Source organism: Tunturiibacter lichenicola, assembly GCF_051013355.1.
In the GTDB taxonomy this organism is placed as follows: Bacteria; Acidobacteriota; Terriglobia; order Terriglobales; family Acidobacteriaceae; genus Edaphobacter; species Edaphobacter lichenicola_F.
The window spans coordinates 2033487-2058758 of sequence record NZ_CP132944.1; the positions used below are offsets into that span (position 1 = coordinate 2033487).

The 25272-nt window shown below is 56.7% G+C and carries 18 protein-coding genes; 10 read left to right on the top strand and 8 right to left on the bottom strand.

The window, feature by feature from the left end:
- The first annotated feature begins 93 nt into the window (after positions 1-93).
- The 3 genes from RBB82_RS08735 to RBB82_RS08745 all read left to right on the top strand — a co-directional run bounded on the left by RBB82_RS08735 (position 94) and on the right by RBB82_RS08745 (position 3751).
- Positions 94-1449, top strand: a complete 1356-nt coding sequence (locus RBB82_RS08735; RefSeq protein ID WP_433974733.1) for a Gfo/Idh/MocA family oxidoreductase — start codon at positions 94-96, stop codon at positions 1447-1449.
- On the top strand, positions 1442-2494 hold the full coding sequence (locus tag RBB82_RS08740; RefSeq protein WP_433974734.1) for a PmoA family protein: 1053 nt from the start codon (positions 1442-1444) through the stop codon (positions 2492-2494). The genes RBB82_RS08735 and RBB82_RS08740 overlap by 8 nt, the downstream gene beginning before the upstream one ends.
- A 120-nt stretch (positions 2495-2614) precedes the next feature.
- Positions 2615-3751 (top strand): serine/threonine protein kinase, encoded by a 1137-nt coding sequence (locus tag RBB82_RS08745; protein WP_433974735.1) that lies wholly within the window; start codon positions 2615-2617, stop codon positions 3749-3751.
- A gap of 6 nt (positions 3752-3757) precedes the next feature.
- On the opposite strand, the gene RBB82_RS08750 is transcribed toward RBB82_RS08745, so the two are convergent.
- A complete protein-coding gene (locus RBB82_RS08750) occupies positions 3758-4633 on the bottom strand; it encodes a c-type heme family protein (protein WP_433974736.1) in 876 nt (291 codons plus the stop codon).
- A gap of 296 nt (positions 4634-4929) precedes the next feature.
- Between RBB82_RS08750 and RBB82_RS08755 the strand changes: the two genes are divergently transcribed.
- The 6 genes from RBB82_RS08755 (at position 4930) to RBB82_RS08780 (ending at position 13919) form a co-directional block, all read left to right on the top strand.
- Positions 4930-6843: a CRTAC1 family protein gene (locus RBB82_RS08755; protein ID WP_433974737.1), complete on the top strand. Its 1914-nt coding sequence runs from the start codon at positions 4930-4932 to the stop codon at positions 6841-6843.
- Positions 6844-6905: 62 nt separating this feature from the next.
- Complete coding sequence (locus tag RBB82_RS08760) at positions 6906-9203, top strand: tetratricopeptide repeat protein (RefSeq protein ID WP_433974738.1); 2298 nt, start codon at positions 6906-6908, stop codon at positions 9201-9203.
- 133 nt (positions 9204-9336) lie between these two features.
- Positions 9337-9843, top strand: a complete 507-nt coding sequence (locus tag RBB82_RS08765) for a hypothetical protein (protein WP_433974739.1) — start codon at positions 9337-9339, stop codon at positions 9841-9843.
- Between the two features lie 2 nt (positions 9844-9845).
- Entirely contained in the window at positions 9846-10946 is a 1101-nt protein-coding gene (locus tag RBB82_RS08770; protein WP_433974740.1) for a tetratricopeptide repeat protein, read from the top strand.
- Positions 10947-11074: 128 nt separating this feature from the next.
- Positions 11075-12259, top strand: coding sequence for a glycerophosphodiester phosphodiesterase family protein (locus RBB82_RS08775; RefSeq protein ID WP_433974741.1), 1185 nt, complete (start codon positions 11075-11077; stop codon positions 12257-12259).
- 196 nt (positions 12260-12455) lie between these two features.
- Positions 12456-13919, top strand: a complete 1464-nt coding sequence (locus RBB82_RS08780; RefSeq protein WP_433974742.1) for a serine hydrolase domain-containing protein — start codon at positions 12456-12458, stop codon at positions 13917-13919.
- A 17-nt stretch (positions 13920-13936) separates the two neighbouring features.
- On the opposite strand, the gene RBB82_RS08785 is transcribed toward RBB82_RS08780, so the two are convergent.
- From RBB82_RS08785 to RBB82_RS08815, 7 genes are all read right to left on the bottom strand, one after another.
- A complete protein-coding gene (locus tag RBB82_RS08785) occupies positions 13937-15523 on the bottom strand; it encodes a glycosyltransferase family 39 protein (protein WP_433974743.1) in 1587 nt (528 codons plus the stop codon).
- Positions 15524-15648: 125 nt separating this feature from the next.
- Complete coding sequence (locus RBB82_RS08790) at positions 15649-16998, bottom strand: DUF1501 domain-containing protein (RefSeq protein ID WP_433974744.1); 1350 nt, start codon at positions 16996-16998, stop codon at positions 15649-15651.
- 25 nt (positions 16999-17023) lie between these two features.
- On the bottom strand, positions 17024-19297 hold the full coding sequence (locus tag RBB82_RS08795) for a DUF1800 family protein (protein ID WP_433974745.1): 2274 nt from the start codon (positions 19295-19297) through the stop codon (positions 17024-17026).
- Positions 19298-19733: 436 nt separating this feature from the next.
- Positions 19734-19871: a hypothetical protein gene (locus tag RBB82_RS08800; protein ID WP_433974746.1), complete on the bottom strand. Its 138-nt coding sequence runs from the start codon at positions 19869-19871 to the stop codon at positions 19734-19736.
- A gap of 203 nt (positions 19872-20074) precedes the next feature.
- Positions 20075-20545, bottom strand: a complete 471-nt coding sequence (locus RBB82_RS08805) for a DUF1648 domain-containing protein (protein ID WP_433974747.1) — start codon at positions 20543-20545, stop codon at positions 20075-20077.
- Positions 20546-20739: 194 nt separating this feature from the next.
- Positions 20740-21780, bottom strand: a complete 1041-nt coding sequence (gene ruvB, locus RBB82_RS08810) for a Holliday junction branch migration DNA helicase RuvB (RefSeq protein ID WP_433974748.1) — start codon at positions 21778-21780, stop codon at positions 20740-20742.
- A gap of 81 nt (positions 21781-21861) precedes the next feature.
- On the bottom strand, positions 21862-23238 hold the full coding sequence (locus RBB82_RS08815; RefSeq protein ID WP_433974749.1) for a glycoside hydrolase family 27 protein: 1377 nt from the start codon (positions 23236-23238) through the stop codon (positions 21862-21864).
- 152 nt (positions 23239-23390) lie between these two features.
- Between RBB82_RS08815 and RBB82_RS08820 the strand changes: the two genes are divergently transcribed.
- On the top strand, positions 23391-25094 hold the full coding sequence (locus tag RBB82_RS08820; RefSeq protein WP_433974750.1) for a M28 family peptidase: 1704 nt from the start codon (positions 23391-23393) through the stop codon (positions 25092-25094).
- Positions 25095-25272: the final 178 nt, after the last annotated feature.

Sequence of the window (25272 nt, forward strand, 5' to 3'; positions counted from 1 at the left end):
CACACAAGTATCACTCGACGCATAAGTCGTTAGCCCATAAGCATGGCTCGTTAGAAACGCATCACCAACCATCGGTCGAAGGAGACAACTGATATGGCAGGGCAGGATAACAATCGCAGAGATTTTCTAAAGATGAGTGGCGCCGCGCTGGCAACCACCGCGGTGTCGTGGACCGCGACCAGCTACGCAAGCATCATTGGCGCAAATGATCGGGTAAAAGTTGGCGTGATCGGTTGTGGCGACCGAATGAAAGGTGCACTCATCCCCGCGTTCGCACAAAACGCGAAGGACATGAACTTCCAGTTCGTCGCCGTCTCGGATATCTGGAACCGGCGGCGCGAAGAAGGTGCTGCTTACATACAGAAGGTCAGCGGAGATACAGTTACGCCCGTGCGCAACAACGACGAACTGTACGCGCGAAAAGATGTGGACGCTGTACTCATTGCGACCGCAGACTTCCAACATGCTCGACACGGAGCCGAGGCGGTAAATGCTGGTCGCGATGCGTACGTCGAGAAGCCCACAGCCCACACCATGGAAGACGCTCGCCTATTCCTTGCTGCCGTAAAGAAGACTGGCAAGATCGTTCAGGTCGGAACGCAACGCCGCAGTACGCCGAGCTACCAGAAGGCGGCTGAATACATTCAATCAGGAAAATTTGGGGACATCGTAATGGTGGAGATGACGTGGAACGTCAACCAACCCGGACGATGGCGGCGCCCCGACGTCGTGCCTCTGTTGAAAGAGGAGGACACCGACTGGAAGCGTTACCTGATGAACCGCCCGCATGAGCCATTCGACGCACGCAAGTACCTCGAGTTCCGTCTCTTCTGGCCTTACTCCTCTGGTATCCCCGATCAATGGCTCGTTCACCAGATCGACACAGTGCACTGGTTCAGCGGGCTACCGCATCCACGAAGCGTCGTCGCAAACGGCGGGATCTATCTTTGGAAGGATGGCCGCAAAAACTGGGACACCATGACGGCTGTCTTTGACTACGGTCCGCTCGACGATCTCAGCAAGGGCTTCCAGGTGCAGTACTCGTCTCGATTCACAAACTCCGCCGGCGGAGTAAAGGAGCTCTACTACTCAAACGCGGGAATGATCGACATGGACAAGCAACGAGTCACTCCAGACGGCGGGCTGAAGGATAAGGCTGCCGCAGAGATGGGCATGAAGCCGAATCTTCTACCCAGCTTTGCGCTAAGCGAAAACGTTGAAGCCGTCTCAACCGCAGCCGACACAAAGGGTGATCCGCAAACCTCAGCAAACATGCGGAACTGGATGGAGTGCGTCCGCTCCCGCAAGACACCCAACGCGAGCATCGAAGCCGGTTATGCACACTCAGTCGCACTCTGCATGAATGTGGCCGCCATCCAGACCGGACAGAAGATAACATTCGACGACAAGACCCAGCAGGTGATGGTAGGAGGAAAGGTGTATGCCTAAGTTGTTGGTGCTGGGTTTTCTTGCAGCAAGCTTTGGGTTTGGAGGAAATCATCTTGCGAGTGCGGCAGTGAAGGGCGTCCAGGTAGTCGCTGATGAGTCACATCAGCGAGTCGACATCACAATCGACGGCAAGCCTTTTACCTCGTACATCTGGCCAACATCATTGAAAAAACCTGTTCTATACCCGCTAATAACGGATCAAGGAATAACAGTGACGCGCGGCTATCCACTAGAGCCGCGACCGGGTGAGCGAGTTGACCATCCGCACCATGCGGGGCTCTGGTTTAACTATGGAAATGTAAACGGATTTGACTTCTGGAATAACTCCGATGCGATCAAGCCGGAAGGCCGCGCGAAGATGGGAAGCATCTTTCAGAAGAAAATCGTATCAACCAAAAGCGGAGCCGACCGAGGAGAGCTGGTCGTTGAATCGGTATGGATCACTGGAGAAAATAAGGAGATCCTGAAGGACACCACAAAGTATGTCTTCACAAAGCGCAAAGATGGTCGTTCCATCGATCAGATCACGACGTTAGAAGCTTTGGACAAAGTCGTCTTCAACGACGATAAAGAAGGCTTGCTGGGAATGCGAGTCGCTCACTGGCTTGAATCCGCAGACGAAAAGGGCGGCATCTTCATGGACGCTAGCGGAAAGCCCACGAAGGTGGACGCCGCCGACACAGCAGGTGCAACTGGAGTTTACTTGACCAGTGAAGGAGTTAAAGGTGGAGCGGCGTGGGCCACCCGTGGCCGATGGTGCACTCTGACTGGTACAAACCCCGAAGGTCATACGGTCACGATCGCAATCATCGACCAATCGAAGAATCCAGGCTATCAAACCTACTGGCACGCTCGCGGATATGGACTCTTCGCAGCGAATCCACTGGGCCGAAGTATCTTCGACCCAAAGCAGCCGCCGTTCAACTACACCATCGAGAAAGGTCAGACCGCAACCTTCCGTTACCGAGTGATCTTGTTCTCACAGACCGTGGACGCCGCGCAGATGAACCAGGAGGCAGATCTCTTCGACACGAACTCGAAATAGTCGCAACCTCAGAAAGGTCAACGACCTTCATTGGCTGTAGTGAAACCGGATGTGCTCAGCACATCCGGTTTCAATTTAAGAAATGACCACCCCGCAAACAATGCAAGGAAGCCAGTCATAGTGGTAAGTTACGGCATGGCCATCAACGTTGGAGATCTCGTCGGCGATCACGAAGTAATCGGCACACTCGGTTCTGGAGGTATGGGACACGTCTACCAGGTACGCCATACCATCTCACACAGAATCGAGGCCATGAAGGTCCTGCTGCCGGGCCGTCCCGCCACCGAAGAGATCGCCCAGCGATTCCTGCGCGAGATCAGACTGCTGGCACGACTCGACCATCCAAACATCGCGGTCCTTCATACAGCCTATCGCCATCAAGGCGAGCTCATCATGATCATGGAGTTCGTCGAGGGACCCACCCTTCGTGCAAAGCTCGACTCAGAATCAATCATGATGGGGAAGAGCATGGACTACATACAACAGGTCCTCTCAGGCTTAGCCTACGCTCACGACCTTGGAATTATTCATCGCGATATAAAACCGTCGAACATCATGATAAGCAGGGGAGATCGGATTAAGCTGGTGGACTTTGGGCTCGCTTTCCCGACCATTGGCTCCGATGTAACACGCACGGGCGCAATCCTTGGCTCACTGCACTACATGTCTCCAGAGCAGGTCATGGGCGAGCACCTCGACGCTCGGTCCGACCTTTATTCCGTCGGCATAGTGCTCTATCAGTTACTCACCGGACGCCTCCCCTTCGACGGCGCCGGCGAATATGCGATCGCCAGCAGTCATCTCCGAGGAGTCCCGGTCGATCCTGCCTCAATCAATCAGAACATCCCCACGCGGCTCTCCGAAGTCATGCTCAAGTCTCTGGCAAAACTCCCCGACAATCGATTCCAGACCTCAGGGGACTTCCTGCAGGCCTTGCGATCTGTGCATACAGAGGCGACCACACTCCTGGTTCCACCACGTCAAACGAAGGAATCGAACCAGTACCCCACGCCGCCCGACAGTCACGCTGCATCCACCAACTCGATCAAGTCAGCTCTCAACGAAAAACATCTCGAATCGGTCAGCCGCGATCTCGCATTTCATATCGGGCCTATCGCGAGACTCGTTGTCAACCGCGCCGCCAAACGTGCGATCAGCTTAGATGAGCTTTACACGCTTGTCGCAAATGAGATCGACTCCGACGACAAGCGCAGGGTCTTCCTCGCAACGAGACACAAATACTCGTCGTCCTCATGACGAGCCTTACTTGTCGAGCATCTCGATTGCCTTCTTAAGGCTCACATACATCCGATTAAACGACGCAGTCACTTCAGCGATCTCGTCTTTTCCTTTAGAGATCAACTCGGGCTGACTCAAATCGCCTTTGCTTACCAGGTCAGCGGTTGTCGCCAGCCGCCGCACTGGAAGGATGATGATGTAATAGAGGCCCAGGTCGATCACCGCCAGGGTAACGATGAACGAGGCAGAGATATACAGCAGCAGCGTATGGAAGATGTGGGAAGCAATTCCTTCGGCAACCGCTGTCGGTACCGAAACAATCTGTGCTCCGATCACTTCGTTGAGCGTCCATCCAAAACCATTTGCGTTCCCATAGGTTTGAATCTGCGTAGGGGGTGCAGCCGTCGGCGAACCGTGGCACTCCAGGCAGCTTGCATTCGTAACGATAGGCTGGGACAGCGAGATCGATGTACCGGTGGCCGTTTGACGTTCTCCGATCAACTGCTTCTGATCCGGATGGTTGCGGAAATACTCAATAATGTCGGCCTCCCACTGGTCGGCGCGATCGCGCGGATTCGTGGGGTTGAGAGCAGCTTCCTTGTACGTGTAGTCCGGATAATCTTTACGCAAATGATTGAACGTAACGGTTGCGGCATAAAAAGGAATCGTCTGCGGCAGGAAGCGCTTTGCGCTCTCCGGCGTCTTTTCAAGCAGAGGATCCAGCTCCTGCTCCGTGTAGTCCCTGGTTGATCGCGCGCTCGAGATCATCAGCTTTGCCTGTTGCAGAGTCTGGTCGCGCGCATTCTTCTCGAGGAACTCGCGCGAGAGCTGCGATACCAACAGCAGACCGATGCCAAACAGCAGGATGAGCATTAAGTTGAACTTCGCTAACAGTTTCAAAAAATTACCTCTCGTCTGAGGGGGGCTGCGTTTTGCATGCGGAGCAGCTCACGCAGCTATCCTCAACTTCCAAAGGTTGGATGCTCACGACACTTTGCGGTATTCCAAATCTGCTTACGTCCAGAAGATTCGCAGTAAAGCCGAACCACTTCGTTCGACTCTGCAAAGCAATGACGTATCAAATAATGATGGACAAGGGTAACAGCAAGGCCGATGATTTGTGACGGCGAAGCAAACGTCGAATTCTTGTCCAAAAAAACGCACTGCGAATATAGATTACTGATGTGAGCCACAAGTTGAAAAAGTGCATTGCCAAGACGCCCCCCGTTATTGCCCTTCTGTGCAGCTTCCTATTGGTGCTTGGTGGAGTAGCGCAAGTTGCCGGCAAGACAGCCGCGCCCCAAACCCAGCCTCCTCCACCACCACAAGGAGGATCTGCTACAGCAGGTGTGTTCGCACCTGTTAAAGACTCAGAGCTGCGCCCTATCACCGCCGGAGGTTTCGTCAAAGACGGACCGGTAATCTTCCAGGACGTCGCCAAACAAGCGGGCTTGACGAGCTGGCATCACACCATGGGGACACCCGAAAAAACTTACATCCTTGAGACAACAGGCTCCGGGGTTGCACTCCTGGACTACGACAACGATGGATGGCTCGACATCTACCTCGTAAACGGTTCCACCTACGAAGCGATTAAGGGTACCGCGGAACCACCTCACGCTGCGCTCTTTCACAACAACCACGACGGAACTTTCACCGACGTTACCGCTAAGGCAGGCGTTGCAAACGACCGCTGGGGATACGGCGTCGCCATTGGAGACTACGACAACGATGGTTGGCCGGACATCTACGTCTCAAACTTTGGGAAGAACCGGCTCTATCACAACAACCATGACGGTACATTCACTGATGTCGCCGAAAAAGCTGGAGTCACCCTCGGAAACTGGTCTACCGGTGCGACCTTTGGAGACTACGACGGAGACGGCCGACTCGATCTCTTCGTTCCAGGATATGTTCACTATGACTTGAACCACCCACCCGATCCTGGCACTACAGCCGCTGGCTTGGTCTACTGCCAGTTTCGTGGAGTGAACACCCTATGCGGCCCCCGTGGCTTGCCAGGAGAAGCCGACCACCTCTTTCACAACAACGGCGACGGCACTTTTACCGATGTCAGCGAGAAGGCCGGCGTCTCCGACAAAGCCCACTACTACGGCTTCACCGCAACCTTTGTCGATATAGATAACGATGGCAAACCTGACCTCGTCGTCACCAACGATTCATGCCCGAACTATCTCTACATGAACAAGGGAGACGGAACCTTCGAAGATGTCAGCTACTACTCGGGCTTTGCATTGAACCAGCAGGCACGCGATCAGGCAGGCATGGGTCTCGCCATCGGCGACTATCTCAACAATGGCCTGGTCGACCTCTACACCGGCACCTTCTCCGACGACTACAAGCCGCTCTTCCGAAATGGCGGAGACCAGGGCTTCACTGAAATCAGCCCTGAGATGGGCATCGCCGAGCTGACCTATCCTTTTCTCACTTGGGCCACCGAGTTTATCGACTACGACAACGACGGATGGAAGGACATCTTTCTCGTCAACGGCCATGTCTACCCCCAGGTGGACAAAAACGACTGGGGCACCTCCTACGCCCAGCGCCCGCTTCTCTTTCATAACGTGGACAAAGGAAAGAAGTTTGAAGTCGTACCTGCGGTGATCGGTACGGGCCTCGCCGAAGTAATACCAGGCAGAGGAGCTGCATTCGGCGATCTGTTCAACGATGGAAAGACCGACGTAGTCATCAACTCCATGGATCACGTCCCGTCGCTCATGCGTGATGTCAGCCCCGATCACCATCATTGGGTGGGTTTGAGGCTCATTGGCGGTCCGAAGAGCCCTCGCGACGCCGTAGGGGCGGTCGCCTATCTGACGGCTGGCGGTATAAAGCAGCGAGCAGACGTTCTCAGCGGCGGAAGCTACGAATCCTCCAACGATCAGCGCCCCCACTTCGGCATCGGCGACGCCACCTCCGTCGATGCCCTTGAGATTCATTGGCCAAGCGGAGCCGTCGAACACATAACCCTCCCATCGATGGATCGTTTCTTCACCATTCAGGAGGGGAAAGGTATCGTACCGGGCACCCTGGATGAGCCTACGAAGGCAAAAACGTCCGGATTACAGGGCAGACAAACATCACGATAGCTGAGTAGAATACGGAGCACATTGAGCCACCGCGATCGACGCGATCAGAGAGTGGAGGAGCTATGCAACAGCTTTCGGAGTGGGCCAAGACGCAATCGGCAAAAGCCATCGGTTTTGCACGACGCTCTGTCGCGGTGCGCGCCGCGTATCTAGCGTTGGTTGCAGTTCTTTCCCTGGCAACCGTCTTCGCCTTCCTTCCTAAGATTCACGCAAGCTCCGACCAAAGCGAGACGCAGCAAAAGCTAACGGATCAGGATGCAGCTCGCAAGCTGTACGCCGACAAGATCGGCAAAACCTACAATTTCGCCTTCGGCCCGAAGAATATCTCGACCCCAGGCAATGCAGCCGTAGTCGGCGACACCTTCCTCCAACCAGACACGTTTCCCACGGCCGACTACTGCGGCCATTGTCATCAGGAGGCGTACCACCAGTGGCGCCAGTCGCTCCACTCCAACTCATTCCGCACTCCCTTCTACCGCACCAGCGTCAACATCCTCATCAGGACCAAAGGAATCGAGTTCTCCCGCCACTGCGATAGCTGCCACAACCCCATCGCGGTCCTCGGCGGCGGCCTCACGCAAGACTCCCTCGTCGACCGCAAATTCGATCAGGATGGCCTGACCTGCACCACCTGTCACTCCGTTCAGAAGCTCCAATCAACCATGGGCAATGGCGGCTATGTCATGGGCGTACCTGCTGTCCTGGTCGATGAAAACGGCGTACGCATTCCGGGCCTCGTACCAGACTCAGAGATCCTCGCGCATCTTGATCGGCACTCGAAGGCCGTCATGCAGACCTTCTATCGCACACCCGAGTTCTGCTCCGCATGCCATAAAGCCAATCTGCCGAATCCCCTGAACGGCTACAAATTCATTCGCGCCTTCACCGCCTACGACGAGTGGCAGAACTCGAAGTTCTCGCAGCGAAATCCCCTCACCTTCTATCAGGCCGACTTCACCACCTGCCAGGGCTGCCACATGAAGCGTGCCGCCAATGCATTGAAGGAGCCCGGCGCAAAGAACGGAACCTTCGCCTCACACCGGTGGACCGCAGGAAACACAGCTGTTCCCTTCTACTATGGCTTCGACGAGCAGTTGGCAAAGACAGTCGAATTCCTCAAGACCGGCAACTACCTCAACGTCGATCTGTTTGCGATCCGAAAAGCAAACGACGACAAACTGATCGCGCCTCTCGGCTCAACTCCCTTCACACTCGCGCCCGGCGACGTCATCCAAACAATGGTGGTCATTCAAAACAAGAACATCGGCCACTCTCTCATACCCGAGGTGCGCGATCTCTACGAGGCGTGGGTCGAGTTTGTCGTAACCGACTCAGACAACAAAGAGATCTACCACAGCGGCTTCATCAAACCGAACGGAATGTTGGACGAGCGAGCCCACAGCTTCACGAACCGTCCAGTCAATACGGAAGGAACGTTCGTCGACAATCACAAAGTGTGGACAATCCACTCTGTCGCCTATGACAACACCATTCAGGCAGGCCGTTCCGTCCTGGTTCGCTACGAGTTTCGTATTCCCACCACAGTCAAGGGAGCCGTGAAGATAACGGCGCGCGTCAACTACCGCCACCTGCGGCAGAGCTATCTCAACAACGTCTTCGGCGAAGACCACGTCCTCTATCCAGTTGTGGAACTCGCCTCGCGCACCCGAACTCTCAACATCGGAGAAAATCCCGCCACCGCACCCGAGCGCAACGACAACGCCGACTGGATGCGCTGGAACAACCTCGGCATCTCTTATCTCGATCAGCTGCAATACAGCGACGCAGTCCAGGCGTTCGCCCAAGTCGTGAAGCTGCGGCCCGACTACACCGACGGCTACACAAACATCGGTCTCACCAACATCGAATGGGAGAAGTACGGCTCAGCACGAGCCAGCCTCGAAAAAGCGCTGGAGCTCAATCCCGGCAACGCACGCGCCCTCTACTATCTCGCCTTGGTCGAACGAAGAGCAGGACACTACGACGCCGAAGTAGAAGACCTGAAAAAAGTTCTCGCGCAGTATCCCCAGTCTCGAGATGCTCGTCGCGAACTCGGAATCTCCTACTATCAACAGCGCAGGCCGCAGGAAGCAATGGAGCAGTTTGAAGCCCTCCAGGCGATCGACCCCGATGATCTCGCCGCGCACTACAACCTCTCGCTTCTCTACCGTCGCATGGGCATGAAGGACAAGGCGAAAGAGCAGTCCGCGATGTTCGTCACTAAAAAAGTCGATCCAGGTGCTCCAACCTACTCCCTCGACTTCCTCCGCAAGCACCCTGAGATCTCAATCGAGAGCGTACCGTGGCACATGCACACAGATATGCCTCATACCGGCGTAAGCAGCGGAGGGGAGCAGTGACCGAAGCACAGCAGAAGCCTCTTCCTTGGGCTTGCCGCTCTTCTATCTCTCCTCGAAGGGGCCTGCGCACCAATCTAAAACCCGGCTGCGAAACGACATCTCGCATCGACAACAACGTCTGAGCGGAGCTGGAATGATACTGAAAAAACTAAGATGGTTCGCTCTCGCGTTTTCGGTAATCGCCGGATTAAATCCCAGTCAAACGCGGTGCTTCGCGGAGGTCCCATGTCCATGGCTCAATGCGGCTACCGCAGGTGGGGTCCTGGGCGGAGAGGTTCAATCGAGCACAGTAGCGGTTACACCGGATGGCGACGGAACCTGCCGCTTCGTCCGCAAACAATCCTCCTCCACACTCACGTTGAGCATCGAGGTGCACACGATGCCTCTTCCGTCGAAGACCTTTGCAACGTATCTGGCCCAATGCAACGGAACATCCTTGCCTCTCACTGCAATCGGCAATGAAGCGTTTCAGTGCGTCTCGCGCAACTCCACCGATGGCGAGGAGAAAGTCATCGGACGAGTAAGAGATCGTGCTTTCGTTCTAACCATCAATGCAAGTCTGACCAAACAATCAGCTAAGACGGGCTTGAGTCCAGAGACTAGAAACGTTGCAGAACAGGTAGCGGGAGCCCTCTTCTAGAAATGTCACCGAACCCAGGGTCTTCTTCCATCAGGCTTCAACGACTACGATGTTGTCTCATTGGGTTCATTGGATCTGCAAGCCTCGTTCTCATCCTCCATGCCAACGCGCAACAGAGCAGTCCTACGCCTGCTGCGGCGAAGCCTCCAGCCAATTCAACGCCGGGCAACACAACAACCATCGATGATATCCAGCGAATGCTCTCGCGTGGCCAGTTGAGCGAAGCGGAGACGCGCCTGAACACCCTGGCCACGCAGCAGCCTGAGCCCGCAGGGGTCGAACGCATGCGCGGCATGATCCACTACCAACGCAACGAATTCGCAGCCGCAAACATCGCTTTTGAAAAAGCCATCGCCCAACAAAGCAGCGATCTCCAGGCCATACAAATGCGAGGTGTGACCTTATACCGCATGGGGCAGCCCGCCGCGGCGATCCCTCTGCTGGAACGCGCAAATTCGACGATCGCAAGCGTCAACGCCGACGGCACCTACGTCCTGGCAGTCTGCTACCTTGACGTACATCGTTACGATGACGCGCGTCGCATTTTCGCGAAACAGTACAAACTCCCCGACGATTCGGCCGCATCGTATCTTTTTGTAGGTCGAATGCTGCTCCGTCGCAACTATCCGGCCGAGTCGGAACATATGGCACGAAAAGCATTGGAAATCGATCCGCGATTACCGCTGGCGCATCTCCTGCTGGGTCAACTCGCTCTCTCGAAATCTCGCGAAGCCGACGCCATCGTCGAGTTCGAAGCAGAGCGCACGATCAACCCAATGGACGGAGAAGTCTATGAGCATCTAGGCGATTCGTATCTGCGTGCCTCACGCTTCGAAGACGCGCAACAGGCTCTGAACTGCGCGCTCCTCCTCGAGCCGAACGCAACCGGACCATATATACTGCTTGGTCAAGTACTGCTCAAACGCGAAGACCCTCTCACCGCACTCAACTATCTAACCCATGCTGAGCGCATGGATCCGGGCAACCACCTCACTCACTTACTACTCGGTCAGGCTTACCGATCTCTAGGTCGCAAGGAAGACGCCACGCGCGAGTATAAGAGCGCCGAGAACCTTCAAAACTCTTCCGAAAATCAAAAATAGCAAAACCTGAATAACGCACCCGACGAAGATTTCGAGGAGCATATCAGCTCTCGGCGAAGATTCGATGTGACGGAAACCAAACGCTTCATTTACATCCCATCAACTTCAACCCGATAACATAGTGGGTCATGCTAACCTCCACTCGAACACGAACTCTGATCGCAACCCTTTTCACCACTGCAACCCTCACCGCCCAGCAGGCCCCCATGCAAAATCCCTTCCTCGCGCTTATGACTGCCGCCAACGCCCACGCGAAGGCCCACAACGCCCAGACGCCTGTCCTCTCTCCCGTCGACACCACGCTCATCGGCCCGAACCCATTGGTCGACGTCGCGCAACTCCACAAAGCCGGATTCAGAGTCATCCCCTGGACCACCAATGACCCCGCAAAGATGCGCTCCCTCATCGACCTCCGCGTCGACGGCATCATCTCCGACCGCCCCGACCTCCTCCAGCAAGTCGTAACAGAAGAGAAAGCCGCACACCCCGACGAAGCCCAGTACTTCGCCACCTTCGTCGTCTCCGCCCATCGCGGCGGTCGCGGCCTTCGCCCCGAAAACACCCTTCCCTCCTTCGAAGACGGTCTCGACCACCTCGCCACCGAACTCGAAACCGACACCGGCGTCACCACCGATCACGTCTCCCTCATCTGGCACGATCAGTTCCTCAACCCCGAGTCCTGCCGCCGCGCCGACGGCGCTCCCTACACCCTCGAAAACCGCGTCTACACCCGCGACATCTCACTCGCCGAAGCCCAGAGCACCTTCATCTGCGACAAGCTCCACCCGCAGTTCCCCGACCAGAAGAACGACCTCGCGCTCTCACCCGTCGCCGTGGCCTTCGCGAAGCAAGAGAACCTCATCAGCCCCTACGTCCCCACCCACGCCGAGCAGCTCTTCCGCTTCTCCCGCTTCTACGCCGACTACTACCGCACCGGCCCCGGCAAATCGCATCCTGACGCCGCCGCCCGCGCAGCCAATGCGCAGAAGGTCCGCTTCAATCTCGAAACTAAAATCCTCCCTCTGCCCAATGACTCCACCGGCAAGTCCGCATCTCTCCCACCTATGACGAACGCCCATGCCGAGCCCACCACCAACCACACCGTCGATCCCCAGACCTTCGTCACCACACTCTGCGGCGCGATCGTACGCAATCACATGGAGTCTCAAGCAGAAGTCCAGAGCTTCGACTTCCGCACCCTCATCCTCATCGAAGAGCAGTTCCCCAAAATCCCCACCTACTACCTCACCGGCGACCCTAAAATGCTAAGCACCGCCTTCATCCCAGCCTCCCTCCGCCAACCCCCGCAATAGCCCACCGCCGCAGTAGCTTTTGCAGTTGCCTTTGCTTTTTTGGTTGTCATTCCCGAAGGGAATCTGCGGTTGTCGTTGCCCGTCCCACTCACGATCTCATCGCAAGTGACGCAGTGCAGAGCCCCCACAATCAGCAGCATAAGAAAAGCAAAAAATTCATGCCACGGACCCTCCCGTCGATTATGCTTTTCTCACAATGGCCCGTTTTTCTTTCGCCGTCGTCTCCCTTGCACTCTTCACCAACGCCATCGCGCAAACCCCTCCACCGCCCGTGCTGGACGGTATATGGCTCGGCACTCTCCACACAGGTGGACCTTCTCTCCGCTTGCAGCTCCATCTTCACCAGGACACTCGCAAATGGACATGTTCGCTCGACTCCCTCGACCAGAACTTTATCGGCATTCCCTGCACCGTCTCCTCCCCAACCAACCCCATCACCATCGACGTCCCAGCCGTTCACAGCAGATGGTCCGGCAGCCTCACCGCGAACACCCTCGACGGAACCTGGACACAAGGCACCGACTTGCCCCTTACCTTAGAGCGCCAGACCTCCGTTTTGAAGCCCACGCCCGTCGCACCACCGGACGCCGCTCTCCCTCCTGCCGACGCGAACACCATTCAGGCCATCCTCAACAACGATCTCGCGGCAGCACTCACCAAAGGCGCGCTCGCTCCCTCCACCCACGCAGGCATCACCATCGGAGTCATCAGTCACGGCCAGCGCACCATCTTCAGCTACGGCACAGCCAAGCCAGATTCTGTCTTTGAGATCGGCTCCATCACAAAGACATTCACCGGACTCATCCTCGCCCAAATGGTCGAGCAGAAATCGGTCCAACTAACCGAGCCCGTCCGCGATCTCCTTCCCACCGGAACCGTCGCCAAGCCCTCCGGCCCCGAGATCACGCTGCTCGATCTCAGCGATCAGCACTCCGGTCTCCCTCGCCTGCCCGACAACTTCGCGCCAGCCGACCCCACCAACCCCTACGCCGACTACGACACCAAACTCCTCTACGCCTTCATCGCCAAACACGGCGTCGAACTCCCCGCCGACGCTCCCTTCGGCTACAGCAACCTCGGCGTCGGTCTTCTCGGAGCCGCGCTCGCCAACCGCGCCAATCTTCCTTACAACGATCTTCTTCATCAGCAGATCACCGGCCCCCTTCAGATGAACGACACCGCTGTCACCCTGACGCCTGCGATGAAAACACGATTCATCGCAGGCTACGACGCCGATCATCATCCCGCTCACGCCTGGGATCTCGACGCCCTCGCCGGAGCCGGGGGCATACGCTCCACCGCCGCCGACATGCTCCTCTATCTCGAAGCTCAGCTTCATCCCGACAAGCTTCCCCCCGCAACAACCCCGCGGGGCAAAACCCTTCCCGCGGCAATCAACGCCTCACACATCATCCACGCCGAAGTCTCACCCGCAGCACACATCGCTCTCAACTGGTTTCACACCGATGCCGACAACGGCTTCTGGCACAACGGCGGAACCGGAGGCTACAGCTCATACGCCGTCTTCAATCCAGACAAGGACTTCGCCGTCGTCGTCCTATTCAACACCGCCCCCGACAATAACGCCTTCGCCGACAAACTCGGCCAACACATCGCGCAACGACTCGTCGGACAACCTGCGATCTCCCTGGCTCCATAGACGCGCGCACAGAGTCGCTACAAATACCTCTTCATCTCATCCCAATCTGCCTGATACGTCGTCTTTCTTCCCCGGCACAGAAAGATCGGCCCATGCTCCCAGGGCATCGCATACGGCAGCTCCCGCATCCCCACAACCGTGCACAAAGCATAAGCCTTCTGCATCTCCTGCAGAGTCGCCCCATTGATTACGATCGTCTCCTCCCCGGTATACCCACGCGGCCCCCACAGCCAGTAAGTCAAATGCCCACTGATTGCATGCGGCAACCCGTACTTCTCACCGAGAATATCGATCGCCCCAGCTTCTCCATAGTTCCCAGCCAGAATCCCGGTCACCGCTCGCTCCTGCGGCGGCAGTGCGTTATAAATCCCGGCAACCTGCTCCACCATCTCATGCCAGCCAAACCGGTCAGCATAAAACTGCGGCAGCGGAGTAGCCGCATGCGTCTCACTCTCCTTCGGCCTGAAGTGCAGCTTCTCCGTATAAGCAAGCCATTGCTGCGGCGGCATCACAGGAACGGAGAGCGGAAAGAAAACCACCAAACCAACAACAGTAACCACCGCATAAACACCGATCAGCGCATTCCGCCAGACAACACGCTGCGCCCAGGCAAACCACGCAACAGCTCCAGCCGCAAAGAACACCGGATACGCCGGCACAAGGTAGTAGTCCTTCGCATGCAACGCCATCATCATCACAAGAAAGATCGGATAAAACACACCGACAAAACGAAACTCCCGCGACGCCTTCGCAAACAGCAGCCACAAAACGCCGCTTCCCCAAAGCAAAACGCTATAAGGAGTAAGCGTCAGTATCTGCGCCACAAAAAACTCGCCCGGCGGAAACTTCACAACCTTATCCGAACCCTCCGTCTTGTGCAGCCACTCCAACGTAGGAAAGTGATTATGTACCTGCCACAAAAAGTTCGGCAACGCGACCAGCACAATCAGCAATACCCCAACACCAAACCAGCGATTCGCAAGTATGCGCCGCTGCGGCGTCAGCACCAACGCAATCAGCATCGCGATCAAAAAGAAGACAACAGAATCCTTATTCTCAAACGCAAGCCCAGCGCTAACGCCAAAGACAATCCACCAATTCCGAATCTCACTCGGCGACTCCGCCTTCACGATGCGCACCAGCGCCAACGCACACCCCATCCACAACACCGGGTCGAACGAGTTCATCGAGAGAAAGCTATCGATACCGAGATAAACTCCAGCCCCAATCACCGCAAGCATCGCCAGCGCAGCCGCCTTACGCCCACCACCAAGCGCCCACACCAGCAGCCCCGTAAGGAACACCTTCACAGCCCCGGCCATCGCCGAGATCAGCCGCAGCGACCACATCGTGTCGTGTCCAAACAGCATCTCGCTCAACCGCGCCTGTAACGCAACCAGCGGAGGCTGATCAACATATCCAAACGCAAGTCGTCGCCCGCACACCAGGTAGTACATCTCATCGCGAAAGATGCCATACCCAGCATGTTGCGCCTGAATATTGCCCACAACCTGAATCACAAGCTTGAGCGCAGCAAATCCCACGCTGAGCCAAATAATCGCGCGCAAATCTGCCTGAAGTTTTATCGGCTGCCGAGCTTCCATGTCACCTGCCGGATTCGAGAGTGTATGCGTATTAATAATCCACTACGCCCACACCACATGGAAGTTCCATTACCGTCAAAATTCGCCGATAGTCGCTACAAACATCGTTCTCAGCCGGTCAAGCTCTATACAAACCCGAGACTGTTCGTCGAGAAGTTCCCGATGTTGGGGAAGATAGCCGGCAACTGCGCCGCACTAACGCCGAACCACTGCGCAAGCGTCGCCGCATATTGAATGCTCGCTGTAGTAGGAACCCAGCGGCCATTCGACCCTGAGTCGTCAGGCCCAGCAAGCGCCAGTGTCGGGTACGTGCCATACAACTTGCCCCCCTTGACCGCCCCCCCGATGACCATATGATGCGATCCCCACGCGTGATCCGAACCGGTATTCGAATTCGGTTGTAACGCACGGCCGAAGTCGGACATCGTGAAACTCGTTACATTATTCTGCACACCAAGCTCCTGCGTCGCCTGATAAAACGCTGCGATCGCCGAACTTATACCAGCCAGCAGTTGTCCCTGCGCTACCACCTGGCCAGAGTGCGTGTCGAAGTTTCCAATGCCCGCAAAGAAGATCTGCCGGTTCACACCCAGCGCCGACCGCACCTGAATAATCTGCGCAATCTGCTGAAGCTGCGCCGCCAGCCCGTTGTTCGCAGGAAACACCGTCTTCAGCGGATTCACCGACTGAACCGCATCAGAGAGAGCCTTCGCATACGCATACGCCTTCGTCGTAATGTTGTTGTCGGCCTGGACAAGCGTAATACCGGAGTTGAATCCAAGCAGTGCCTGAGCGGTAGCCTGCCGACCTGCGCACTCCGCCACCTCCGAGCATTGACCCGCGCCAATGTTACCCGGACTCACCGAGACAGGCGACGTGTGTGATCCATCACAAAACAGCGTGTCACCCGCGACCGACGTCACCATCGGAAAGTTCCCATTCGGGTTATACGTTACGTTCAACGTATCAGCGATGCGCCCAGCCCATCCGGTCTGCGTTGTGGTGCTCGCCGCGGCATTCTCCCACTCAAGCCGCTGGTCAGGGTGCGAAAAGAGATTGCTTGGCAACCCCTTGCCATTGAACTGGCTCGCGATGTACTGCGCCCGACTCGTAGGCTCGATCAACGTTCCAACGTTCGAAACAAACGCCGCCGCTTTGTTGTCAAACAGAGACTGAATATCAGGAAGATTCGGATGCACAGCAAACGTCGGCGCCGCGCTTAGCTGCAGCAGCTGGCTCTGCGGAATCGCAAGCGGGCCACGGATGCTGGAGTAGTTCGCGTAACCTTTGCTATCAAACTGCACCAGGGTATTGTTCCCATCGTTGCCGCCAAAAAGGTAGATGCACACCAGCGCCTTGTAATCACTGGCGCTTTGAGCAAGAGCGTTGAGAGCACCAAACGGACGTAGTCCGGCGGCACTACCCGCTGCCGCTAGAGATGCAGATTTAATGAACGTGCGTCGATTGAAACTCATGTTGTTGCTCCTCTTGCGATAATCGCTAGTTTTCGATCTTGTACTGCGAGGACGTGATCACCAGGTAGGTGGCCACGCGAACGCGCTCCGGAATATTCGTGATCGTCGCCACATGGTTCACGATCGCGGTACGCATCTGCGTCGGCATCTGGCCATGCATAAAAATAATCCCGAGCGAATCAACCAGGTTGCCCGCATCGGTCGCAGCAACGCCAGTCTTCGAAGCCGTGATCCCAAGTGCACTGGTGGCGCTCAGATCTCCTTTGAAGTAGGAGATCTTGTTGAAGACAACATTGTCGGCAATCGTAAGACGCAGAATGGCACTCCCCGTATTCTCCAGGCTGAACTCAGGAGAGTTCGTCGCTGTATCTGGAATGACATAGTTCGGCGGAAAGAAGTTGAAAACGCTGCTGGACAAATACGGGACCTCTCCAATCGTAGTCGTGTACGTGCTAAGCATGCTGTTGTCGCCCGTCGGTGAGGTAGACGTAAATCCGAGCCCGCGCAGCACATTTGTCATATACAACATTGGCTCGCGCAGGTGACCGCCATCGGAGGCAGCATTCGTATCGCCCGCACGTGCCTCAGTGTCTTCGAGAATTGCACGCACCACGGCCTGCATATCTCCGCGAACGTTATTGCCATTGTTCCCAAACACGGCGGAGATTCGTGCAACATAAGCAGGGCTCGGATTACCCGTCACGAGATGCTGAATCAGTTGCCGACAGATGAACGGACCAACATTGGGATGCGCAAACAGGTTCGCCAGTGCGCCGACAAGATCCTGCTCCGCAGTCTGTCCCGCAGGAAGAACGGTCCCATTCAACAGAGTCTTCGCAGTCGTGTCGTGGCTACTCTCAACCGCAACCAACGGATAAGAGAAGTTAGCTGTGTAGTTCGGAAACGAGCTAGGCACCCCACCCGTAGAGGTGGCAAATGTCCAGCCGGTATATGCGCGAGCAAAGGCCTCTACCTGAGCTTCGGTGTAAACCGGAATCGGGTTGCCGCTTCCATCCAGTTGCAGGCTCCCATCCTGGTTCAGAACATCGATACCTGTGCTGAACAGTTGCATCATCTCGCGGGCATAGTTCTCGTTCGCTATCTGCCCCGCAGGCGGCTTGTTACTGTTCGCCATGTTCAGATAGGTAGCCATCGCTGGAGAGAGCGTGACATCTTTCATGATGGTCGAGAAGTTTGTGAGAGCGTCGTTCACCAGCATGTTCTGGTACAGCACGACAGAGCGGCCATCCAAAGCAACCGTCGATACAACGAAGATCTGCGACAGCGCAAAGGCAACTCGCTGGCGAAGCTGGTCAGGCGAGGTCAGCATCGTATGCCACCACTCCGACTGCACGCAGGTCCAGTAGTTCCCATTCGCGCAGATAGCAGCAGGAACAACAGGAAGTACGCCTAACGGTGTCGCCGGCTTACTGAATTGCTCAGTAATGTAAGCGTCAATTCCTATCTGCTGAACATGCTCGATATCCGTCAACGTAGGACCGAACGTTGACTGGTCAAGCAGTCGTGCAGCAGCAGGAAGAGCCGTTTGCGCCGCGCCGATCGCCGCATACTCCGTCGCCGAAGCCGTACCACCAGACGTAGGATTCAAAACATTGATCGTCAGTGAGGTCGTTCCAGAGGGAACCGTCACCTTGGCAGTCAGCTGAGTCGCTGACACGAAAGTTGTAGTAACCGCGGTGCCGCCAACCTCGATCTGCGCTCCATTCACAAAGCTGGAGCCGCTTACCGAAAGGGTGTACGTCGTCGAGTTGCCGCTTTGTGTTGCAATCGCGCCCGTCACATTTGGAATTGGATTCAGAATCGTCGCGGTCATCGTGCCCGGCGTTGAAACGGCAGCGCTGACGGCAGCAATCGTGACAGTGTTTGGTGACGGCAGACTATTTGGCGCGGTGTAGAGACCAGCGGCAGAGATCACACCGGCAGAAGCTGAACCACCGCTGACGCCATTGACCTGCCAGTCGACCGCGTTGCTGCTGCTTCCGCTCACCGTGGCCGTAAACTGCGCTGTCCCACCAACGCGAACCTGTCCGGCACCCGTGACAGAGACGCTGGACCCAGTCGATGCTCCACCAGAACCTGTAGAGCCCGTGGAACCACCGGAGCCTGTAGAACCACCAGAACCGTCAGAGCCTGTGGAGCCTGATCCAGTTGATCCAGTAGAGCCATTGGAGCCCGTAGAACCAGTTGAACCAGTTGATCCCGTAGACGATCCGCTAGAACCCGCACTACCGGCCGCACAACCACCTGAGATAACAAGCAGGCCAGTGGCCAAAGTCATCAGGAGGAACAGATTTCTAAATTGCATCCGCTTTAAGTCACGGATAGAAAAAAGCAAAAAACGCACGGTGCCTCCGACTCGTTCACAAATTCGTTCCCACTAGTCAGAACTTCCGGCAGACAAAAAGATCAGCTATGCTCAGTTACTCTATGAAACTTCCCTGGTTACCAACATGTGCCTTTTAGGGGATAGACCTTCATTCCCGCATCAACGTTGGATAAACACACTCGCCGTCCGTTTTCTGCGACGGGCGCTATCGAAATTCTTGTGAACTCTCGCGAATGAAATAAGCAAGCAGGTAGGTGTGCACCGCCCTGGAAGCGTGTCGCAGCAAGAGAGCGACTGGCCGCCGGACGCGGTCACATTTAAAAGAGAATAAGTAACCTTATCTGTTGCTTATGAGGAGCACTCCTGTCTCCTCAAGTCTCGGGACGAATTACCTGCCTACGCCACCCGACGTATTACCCATATGGATCAACCGAAAGATCCGCACCGGATAATATCCGCAGGTCGCCCCGATCGCGATCAGCGTCGCTGGCAAAAACATCCATGCCGGTCCCGCTTCAATGCCCATTCCATTTCTTACTAACGCCGAACAAAGGTAACCAAATATCAAACTAATCTCCGTGTTCCTTCACTCTAACATCGTTACCACTTCCCAATGCAACCCACGCCTCTGTTCAAAAGCCCGTAAACATCATCACCACGGTGTTTAGTTTGTTGAAGAGACAACACCTCAACAGATTTTTTTTCCGCCGCGAAATTTCCGCCGCGAAATTAACCATGTGCCTGCGTCGATCTCAACATCTGCACGAGGTAGTATCCACACGTCGCCCCAATCACACTTAACGTCGCCGGCAAAAACGCAAACCCCAGCGTCTCCTGCAGGCCCAACCCAATTCGCACAATTGCCAGACATACATAGCCGAGCGTCCAGACGATCTCCGCCTTCAACCATCCCACAAGCGCGAGAGCACCCACCCGCGCCGCACTCTCCTGCTCCGACGTGAGTGGTCGAAGCAGATTCACCTTCAGCGGAAGAAACGGTACCGCCGACATCACCCCATACACAAAGATTGCATTCCCCGCGAGCAACCAGAGTATCGCCCGCCCACCAAAACCATCCGCCACTCCCGCCGCGTTGAAGTGAGTCGCAACCTTCTCCGGCAGTCTCGAATAAAAGATCGCTGCAACTCCCACCGTAAACAAAACACCCAGCCCTGCAATCAACTCCCGAATCGTCTTCACTTAACCTCCGCAAAAGAAAGTGAAAAATATCTCAAAAAGTTGGCGTATTTTTCGCGCTCAATCTTTCATCACACTCCAGCCACACAATTCACCACGAATCCACCACATTTCACCATCCAAAGCACCACATTTGAACACCACAAATCTGCAAATACCCCTGCAAAAACCACACTCCACCACAAAGAAAAAATCCGCTAAAACAGACTCAGCTTCCGCGGCATCTCGATCCCAAGGTGCTCATACGCAAGCCTCGTCGCCACCCGGCCCCGCGGCGTTCGATCCAGAAATCCAATCTGAATCAGGAACGGCTCATACACCTCCTCCAGCGCATCCTGCTCCTCTGCCAGCGCTGCAGCCAGCGTATTCAAGCCCACCGGCCCACCATCGTACTTTTCAATAATCGTCCGCAGCAATCGCCGGTCCAGCTCATCGAACCCATGAGCATCCACCTCAAGCAGCGCCAGCGCCGCCTGCGCTGTAGGCCGGTCAATCACGCCCTGCGCCCTCACCTGCGCATAGTCCCTCACTCGCCGCAGCAGGCGATTCGCAATGCGCGGCGTCCCCCGCGACCGCATCGCAATCTCCGCTGCGCCATCGCGATCGATCGGCACTCCAATCACCTCGGCGCTGCGCTCCACCACAAACCGCAGCTCATCGTCGGTATAAAACTCCAGCCGCAGCAAAATCCCGAACCGCGACCGCAGCGGCGAACTCAGCAGACCCGGCCTCGTCGTCGCCGCCACAAACGTGAACGGCCGAATCTCCATCACGTGCGTCCGCGCCGCAGGCCCTTGCCCAATGATGATGTCCAGCTTGTAGTCCTCAAGCGCCGTATACAGCTTCTCTTCGAGCACCGGCTGCAGCCGATGAATCTCATCCAGAAATAAAACCTGTCTCTCCCGCAGATTCGTCAGAATCGCAGTCAGGTCGCCCTGAATCTGCAGCGCCGGCCCCGACGTCTGTTGATACCCCACGCCCAATTCATTCGCGATAATCGTCGCCAGCGTCGTCTTACCCAGCCCCGGCGGCCCAAACAGCAGCACATGATCCAGCGCCTCACCGCGAGACTTCGCCGCCTCCAGCGCAATCGCCAGCTGCTCCTTCGCCTTCTCCTGCCCGATAAACTCCGCCAGTCGCGTAGGCCGCAGCTTCAGCTCAAACGCCGCGTCATCATCGACCTTCCCAGCCGAAACCAACCGCTCCGCCTCAGCCGACTTCTCCCTATTCAGATCCATCTTCGCCCTGTTCTTCGCAATGTCCACTCAGGGCGATACTAAGGCGAACCTACGCGCGAAGCAACCACTCCCCACAAACCACTACTCACGCAGCGACAACACGATCGACCCATGCGGCGGCAGGTCCACCGTCAACGCACTCTGCACCCCCAGCTCCTTCCTCTGCCACAGATCCCGCACCTTATACTGCGCCCGGTCGACAAACCCATACTCCGCGTACGCCCTGTCGATATGCAACGGAGCATCGCTCAGATTGAACACCGCCAGATACTTCTTCGGCGTCCCCGCAGAGGACTTCGATGTCCACACCACCATGTCTCCACTCTGCTCCGTCTGTCCGCTCTCCACCGAGTGCTGATCCATCTCAATCACCCCCGGATTCGTCAGCAGCGACTTCATCGCATCATCCATCTGTGTCAGGTTTCCTCCGATAAACAGTGGTGATCGCGCAATCGCCCACAACGTAATCATCGTCCTCTGTTCATCCGTCGTCAGCCTGGAGGCCCGCGGCTTTCCCTCTCCCGGCACCGGCCGCAGCTGCCCTATCGGCAACATATCCGCATCCGGCCAGCTCCCCGGCTCCACAAATCTCGCCCAGCTCGCAATCACCGGAAACTGCCCCTTCACACTCTGCGACCACTCCTTGCCCTTCTCCGTATCCCAGTGGTCCCACACATCGTTCGAGATCCTCCACAGCTGCGCATTCTTCGCGACCTCGGCCACATTCTCCAGCGAAGTCGGCCCCGGCGACAGACTCAACACCATCGACCTTCCTGACCGTTCAATCGCCTTATGAATCATCCGTATCTCCGCACCCTTATACGGATGCGACGCAATGCAATCCACCTTCAGATAGTCCACGCCCCACGACGCATACTGCTTCATCAACGCGTCGTACCACGCCTGCCCTGCCGCATTCGTCTTCACGCCAAAGTTATCCGGATTCCACGGACACACATCGGCCGTATCCGCTGCAAAGCTCGCGCGATACTTCGTCCTGCCAATCCGCGTATTCGCCAACACCGTCTTCTTCGGAATTCCGCGAATGATATGAATCCCAAACTTCAGCCCTTCATCATGCACCGCATCGCTCAGCGGTTTGAACCCACCGCCATTCACCGACGAAGGAAACCGATTCGCCGCTGGCTCATACTGCCCACGCAGATTCACCGTATACCGCAACGCCTCCGGCACCGACGCGTTCTCAGGGTTCTGCAGATACCACCCTTCATCCACCACCACAAACTGCCACCCAAACTCCTTCAACTGCGCCGCCAGCACCGTCATGTTCGCCCGAAACTGCGCCTCCGTCACCGTCAGCCCATACGAGTCCCAGCTGTTCCAACCCATCGGCGGCGTCGGGGCAAGCGTCTTGCTGTCCTCCGCGACACCAGACGAAACCACCAACCCCAACGCTAGAGCCGCACAAAGGCGCTTGATCCCCATGCGAATAAACATACCAAATCCGCCTTCAATCCAATCGCTTACCAACATCCCGGCACACGCGAACGACGCAGCGACTGGTCTCTCACACGTATAGATGCATACCGCGACCCGGTAACGATTAGACTGATCCCACCCAACAAAGCCGTACAAGGAGCATCACCCGCATGAAGATTCGTTCTGCCGTCGCCTCCGCCGCTCTTGTCTGCCTCTCCACACCCTTGCTCGCCCAGGCAATTCCCCCCGCAGTCAAAGCCGCAGAGGCCTCCATCGACGGCGAAAAGATCCGTGCCCACGTCCAGTTCCTCGCCGACGACCTCCTCGAAGGCCGCGGCCCCGGCCTCCGCGGCAGCGAGCTCGCCGCCAAGTACATCGCCACCCAGTTCGCCCTCTACGGCCTCAAACCCGGCGGCGACAACGGCACCTACCTCCAGCAGATCAACTTCGTCGGCATGAACGCCATCGCCGCCAAAACCACCTTCTCCCTCGTCCCCAAAAAGCCCGAGGGCCAGATGTCGATCGACCTCTACTCTATCGACCTCAAGTACGGTGACGACTACACTGTCTCCAACCGCACCCTTACCCCCGTCGTAGACATCGACGCCCCCATCGTCTTCGTCGGCTACGGCGTCGACGCCCCCGAGTTCCAATGGAACGACTACGCCAACATCGACGTCAAAGGCAAAGTCATCCTCTGCATCGTCGGCGACCCACCCTCCACCGATCCCGCCTTTTTCGGCGGCGACGCCCTCACCTACTACGGTCGCTGGACCTACAAATTCGAAGAAGCTGCGCGCAAAGGCGCCATCGGCGCACTCATCATCCATCGCGCCGACCTCGCCAGCTACGGTTGGGACGTAGTAAAAAACTCCAACACCAGCGAAAAAACGTATCTTCGTGACGACAAAAATCCCCAACTCGAGGATGCGAGCTGGATCCAGCTCGATGCAGCCAAGCAAATCTTCAAATCCTCCAACCTCAACGCCGACGCCGAGATCGAAGCAGCAGGCAAGCGCGGCTTCAAGGCCATCGAGCTTCCCGTCCGCCTCCACGCCCACGTCGAAAGCGTCGTCCGCCCCTTCCAATCTCCCAACGTAGTCGGCATCCTCCCCGGCGCAAACGCTTCAGGAGCTGCCGACAGCTCCGGCAAAGATCAGGCAGTCCTGTACACCGCACACTTCGATCACCTCGGCTTCGTCCCCGGCATGGCAGGCGACAACATCTACAACGGAGCCGCCGACAACGGCACCGGCTGCGGCATGCTCCTCGAACTCGCCCGAGCCTGGTCACAGTCCGGCATCAAGCTCCCTCACTCGCTCATCTTCGCCGCCGTCACCGCCGAAGAACAAGGCCTCCTCGGCAGCGAATACCTCGGCCAGCACCCACCCATCCCCGCCGGGCAGATCTCCCTCGACATGAACTACGACATGATCCTGCCCATCGGCGTCCCCCTCCAGACCAACGTCAATGGAGCCCAGCGCACCACCTTCTATCCCACCGTCGAAGCCACCGCCAAGCGCTTCAACCTAGCCATCGTGCCCGATCCCAAGCCCTCCGCCGGTAGCTACTACCGCTCCGACCACTTCAGCCTCTCCCGCGTCGGCATCCCCGCCTTCTCCATCGAGACCGGAAACCTCTACGAGGGACACGACGCTGCATGGGGAAAGAGTCAACACGAAGAGTTCACCGCGCACGACTATCACAATTTCACCGACAACTATCGCCCCAGCTGGGACTTCGCCGGCAACGCCAAACTCGACCGCTTCGGCATGGAGCTAGGCTGGATCGCAATCTCCGCACCCGCCCCCATCCAGTGGAACCCTAAAGACGAGTTCGAAGCCGCACGCAAAGCAAGCAGCAGCATCAGATAGTCCGAAGCAATTAATTCACCAATAATTATTCTTGACGTCTTGGTTACGCTCCAATCGCCATGATCAAAGAAGAAGAGAGCCCCAGACCAACGGGGCTTTCTTCATTTAAGGCATAACTCGTTTGTTATCCGCAAGCGTCGAGAGACTGTCTTGGATCATCGAGCTAATTGTTGACCTG

Excerpts from the sequence above, each read along its gene's own strand:
- RBB82_RS08735 (WP_433974733.1), top strand. The coding sequence starts at position 94 with ATGGCAGGGCAGGATAACAATCGCAGAGATTTTCTAAAGATGAGTGGC.
- RBB82_RS08740 (WP_433974734.1), top strand. The coding sequence starts at position 1,442 with ATGCCTAAGTTGTTGGTGCTGGGTTTTCTTGCAGCAAGCTTTGGGTTT.
- RBB82_RS08760 (WP_433974738.1), top strand. The coding sequence starts at position 6,906 with ATGCAACAGCTTTCGGAGTGGGCCAAGACGCAATCGGCAAAAGCCATC.
- RBB82_RS08765 (WP_433974739.1), top strand. The coding sequence starts at position 9,337 with ATGATACTGAAAAAACTAAGATGGTTCGCTCTCGCGTTTTCGGTAATC.
- RBB82_RS08770 (WP_433974740.1), top strand. The coding sequence starts at position 9,846 with ATGTCACCGAACCCAGGGTCTTCTTCCATCAGGCTTCAACGACTACGA.
- RBB82_RS08775 (WP_433974741.1), top strand. The coding sequence starts at position 11,075 with ATGCTAACCTCCACTCGAACACGAACTCTGATCGCAACCCTTTTCACC.
- RBB82_RS08780 (WP_433974742.1), top strand. The coding sequence starts at position 12,456 with ATGGCCCGTTTTTCTTTCGCCGTCGTCTCCCTTGCACTCTTCACCAAC.
- RBB82_RS08785 (WP_433974743.1), bottom strand. The coding sequence starts at position 15,523 with ATGGAAGCTCGGCAGCCGATAAAACTTCAGGCAGATTTGCGCGCGATT.
- RBB82_RS08790 (WP_433974744.1), bottom strand. The coding sequence starts at position 16,998 with ATGAGTTTCAATCGACGCACGTTCATTAAATCTGCATCTCTAGCGGCA.
- RBB82_RS08795 (WP_433974745.1), bottom strand. The coding sequence starts at position 19,297 with ATGACTTTGGCCACTGGCCTGCTTGTTATCTCAGGTGGTTGTGCGGCC.
- RBB82_RS08800 (WP_433974746.1), bottom strand. The coding sequence starts at position 19,871 with ATGGGCATTGAAGCGGGACCGGCATGGATGTTTTTGCCAGCGACGCTG.
- ruvB (WP_433974748.1), bottom strand. The coding sequence starts at position 21,780 with ATGGATCTGAATAGGGAGAAGTCGGCTGAGGCGGAGCGGTTGGTTTCG.
- RBB82_RS08815 (WP_433974749.1), bottom strand. The coding sequence starts at position 23,238 with ATGTTTATTCGCATGGGGATCAAGCGCCTTTGTGCGGCTCTAGCGTTG.
- RBB82_RS08820 (WP_433974750.1), top strand. The coding sequence starts at position 23,391 with ATGAAGATTCGTTCTGCCGTCGCCTCCGCCGCTCTTGTCTGCCTCTCC.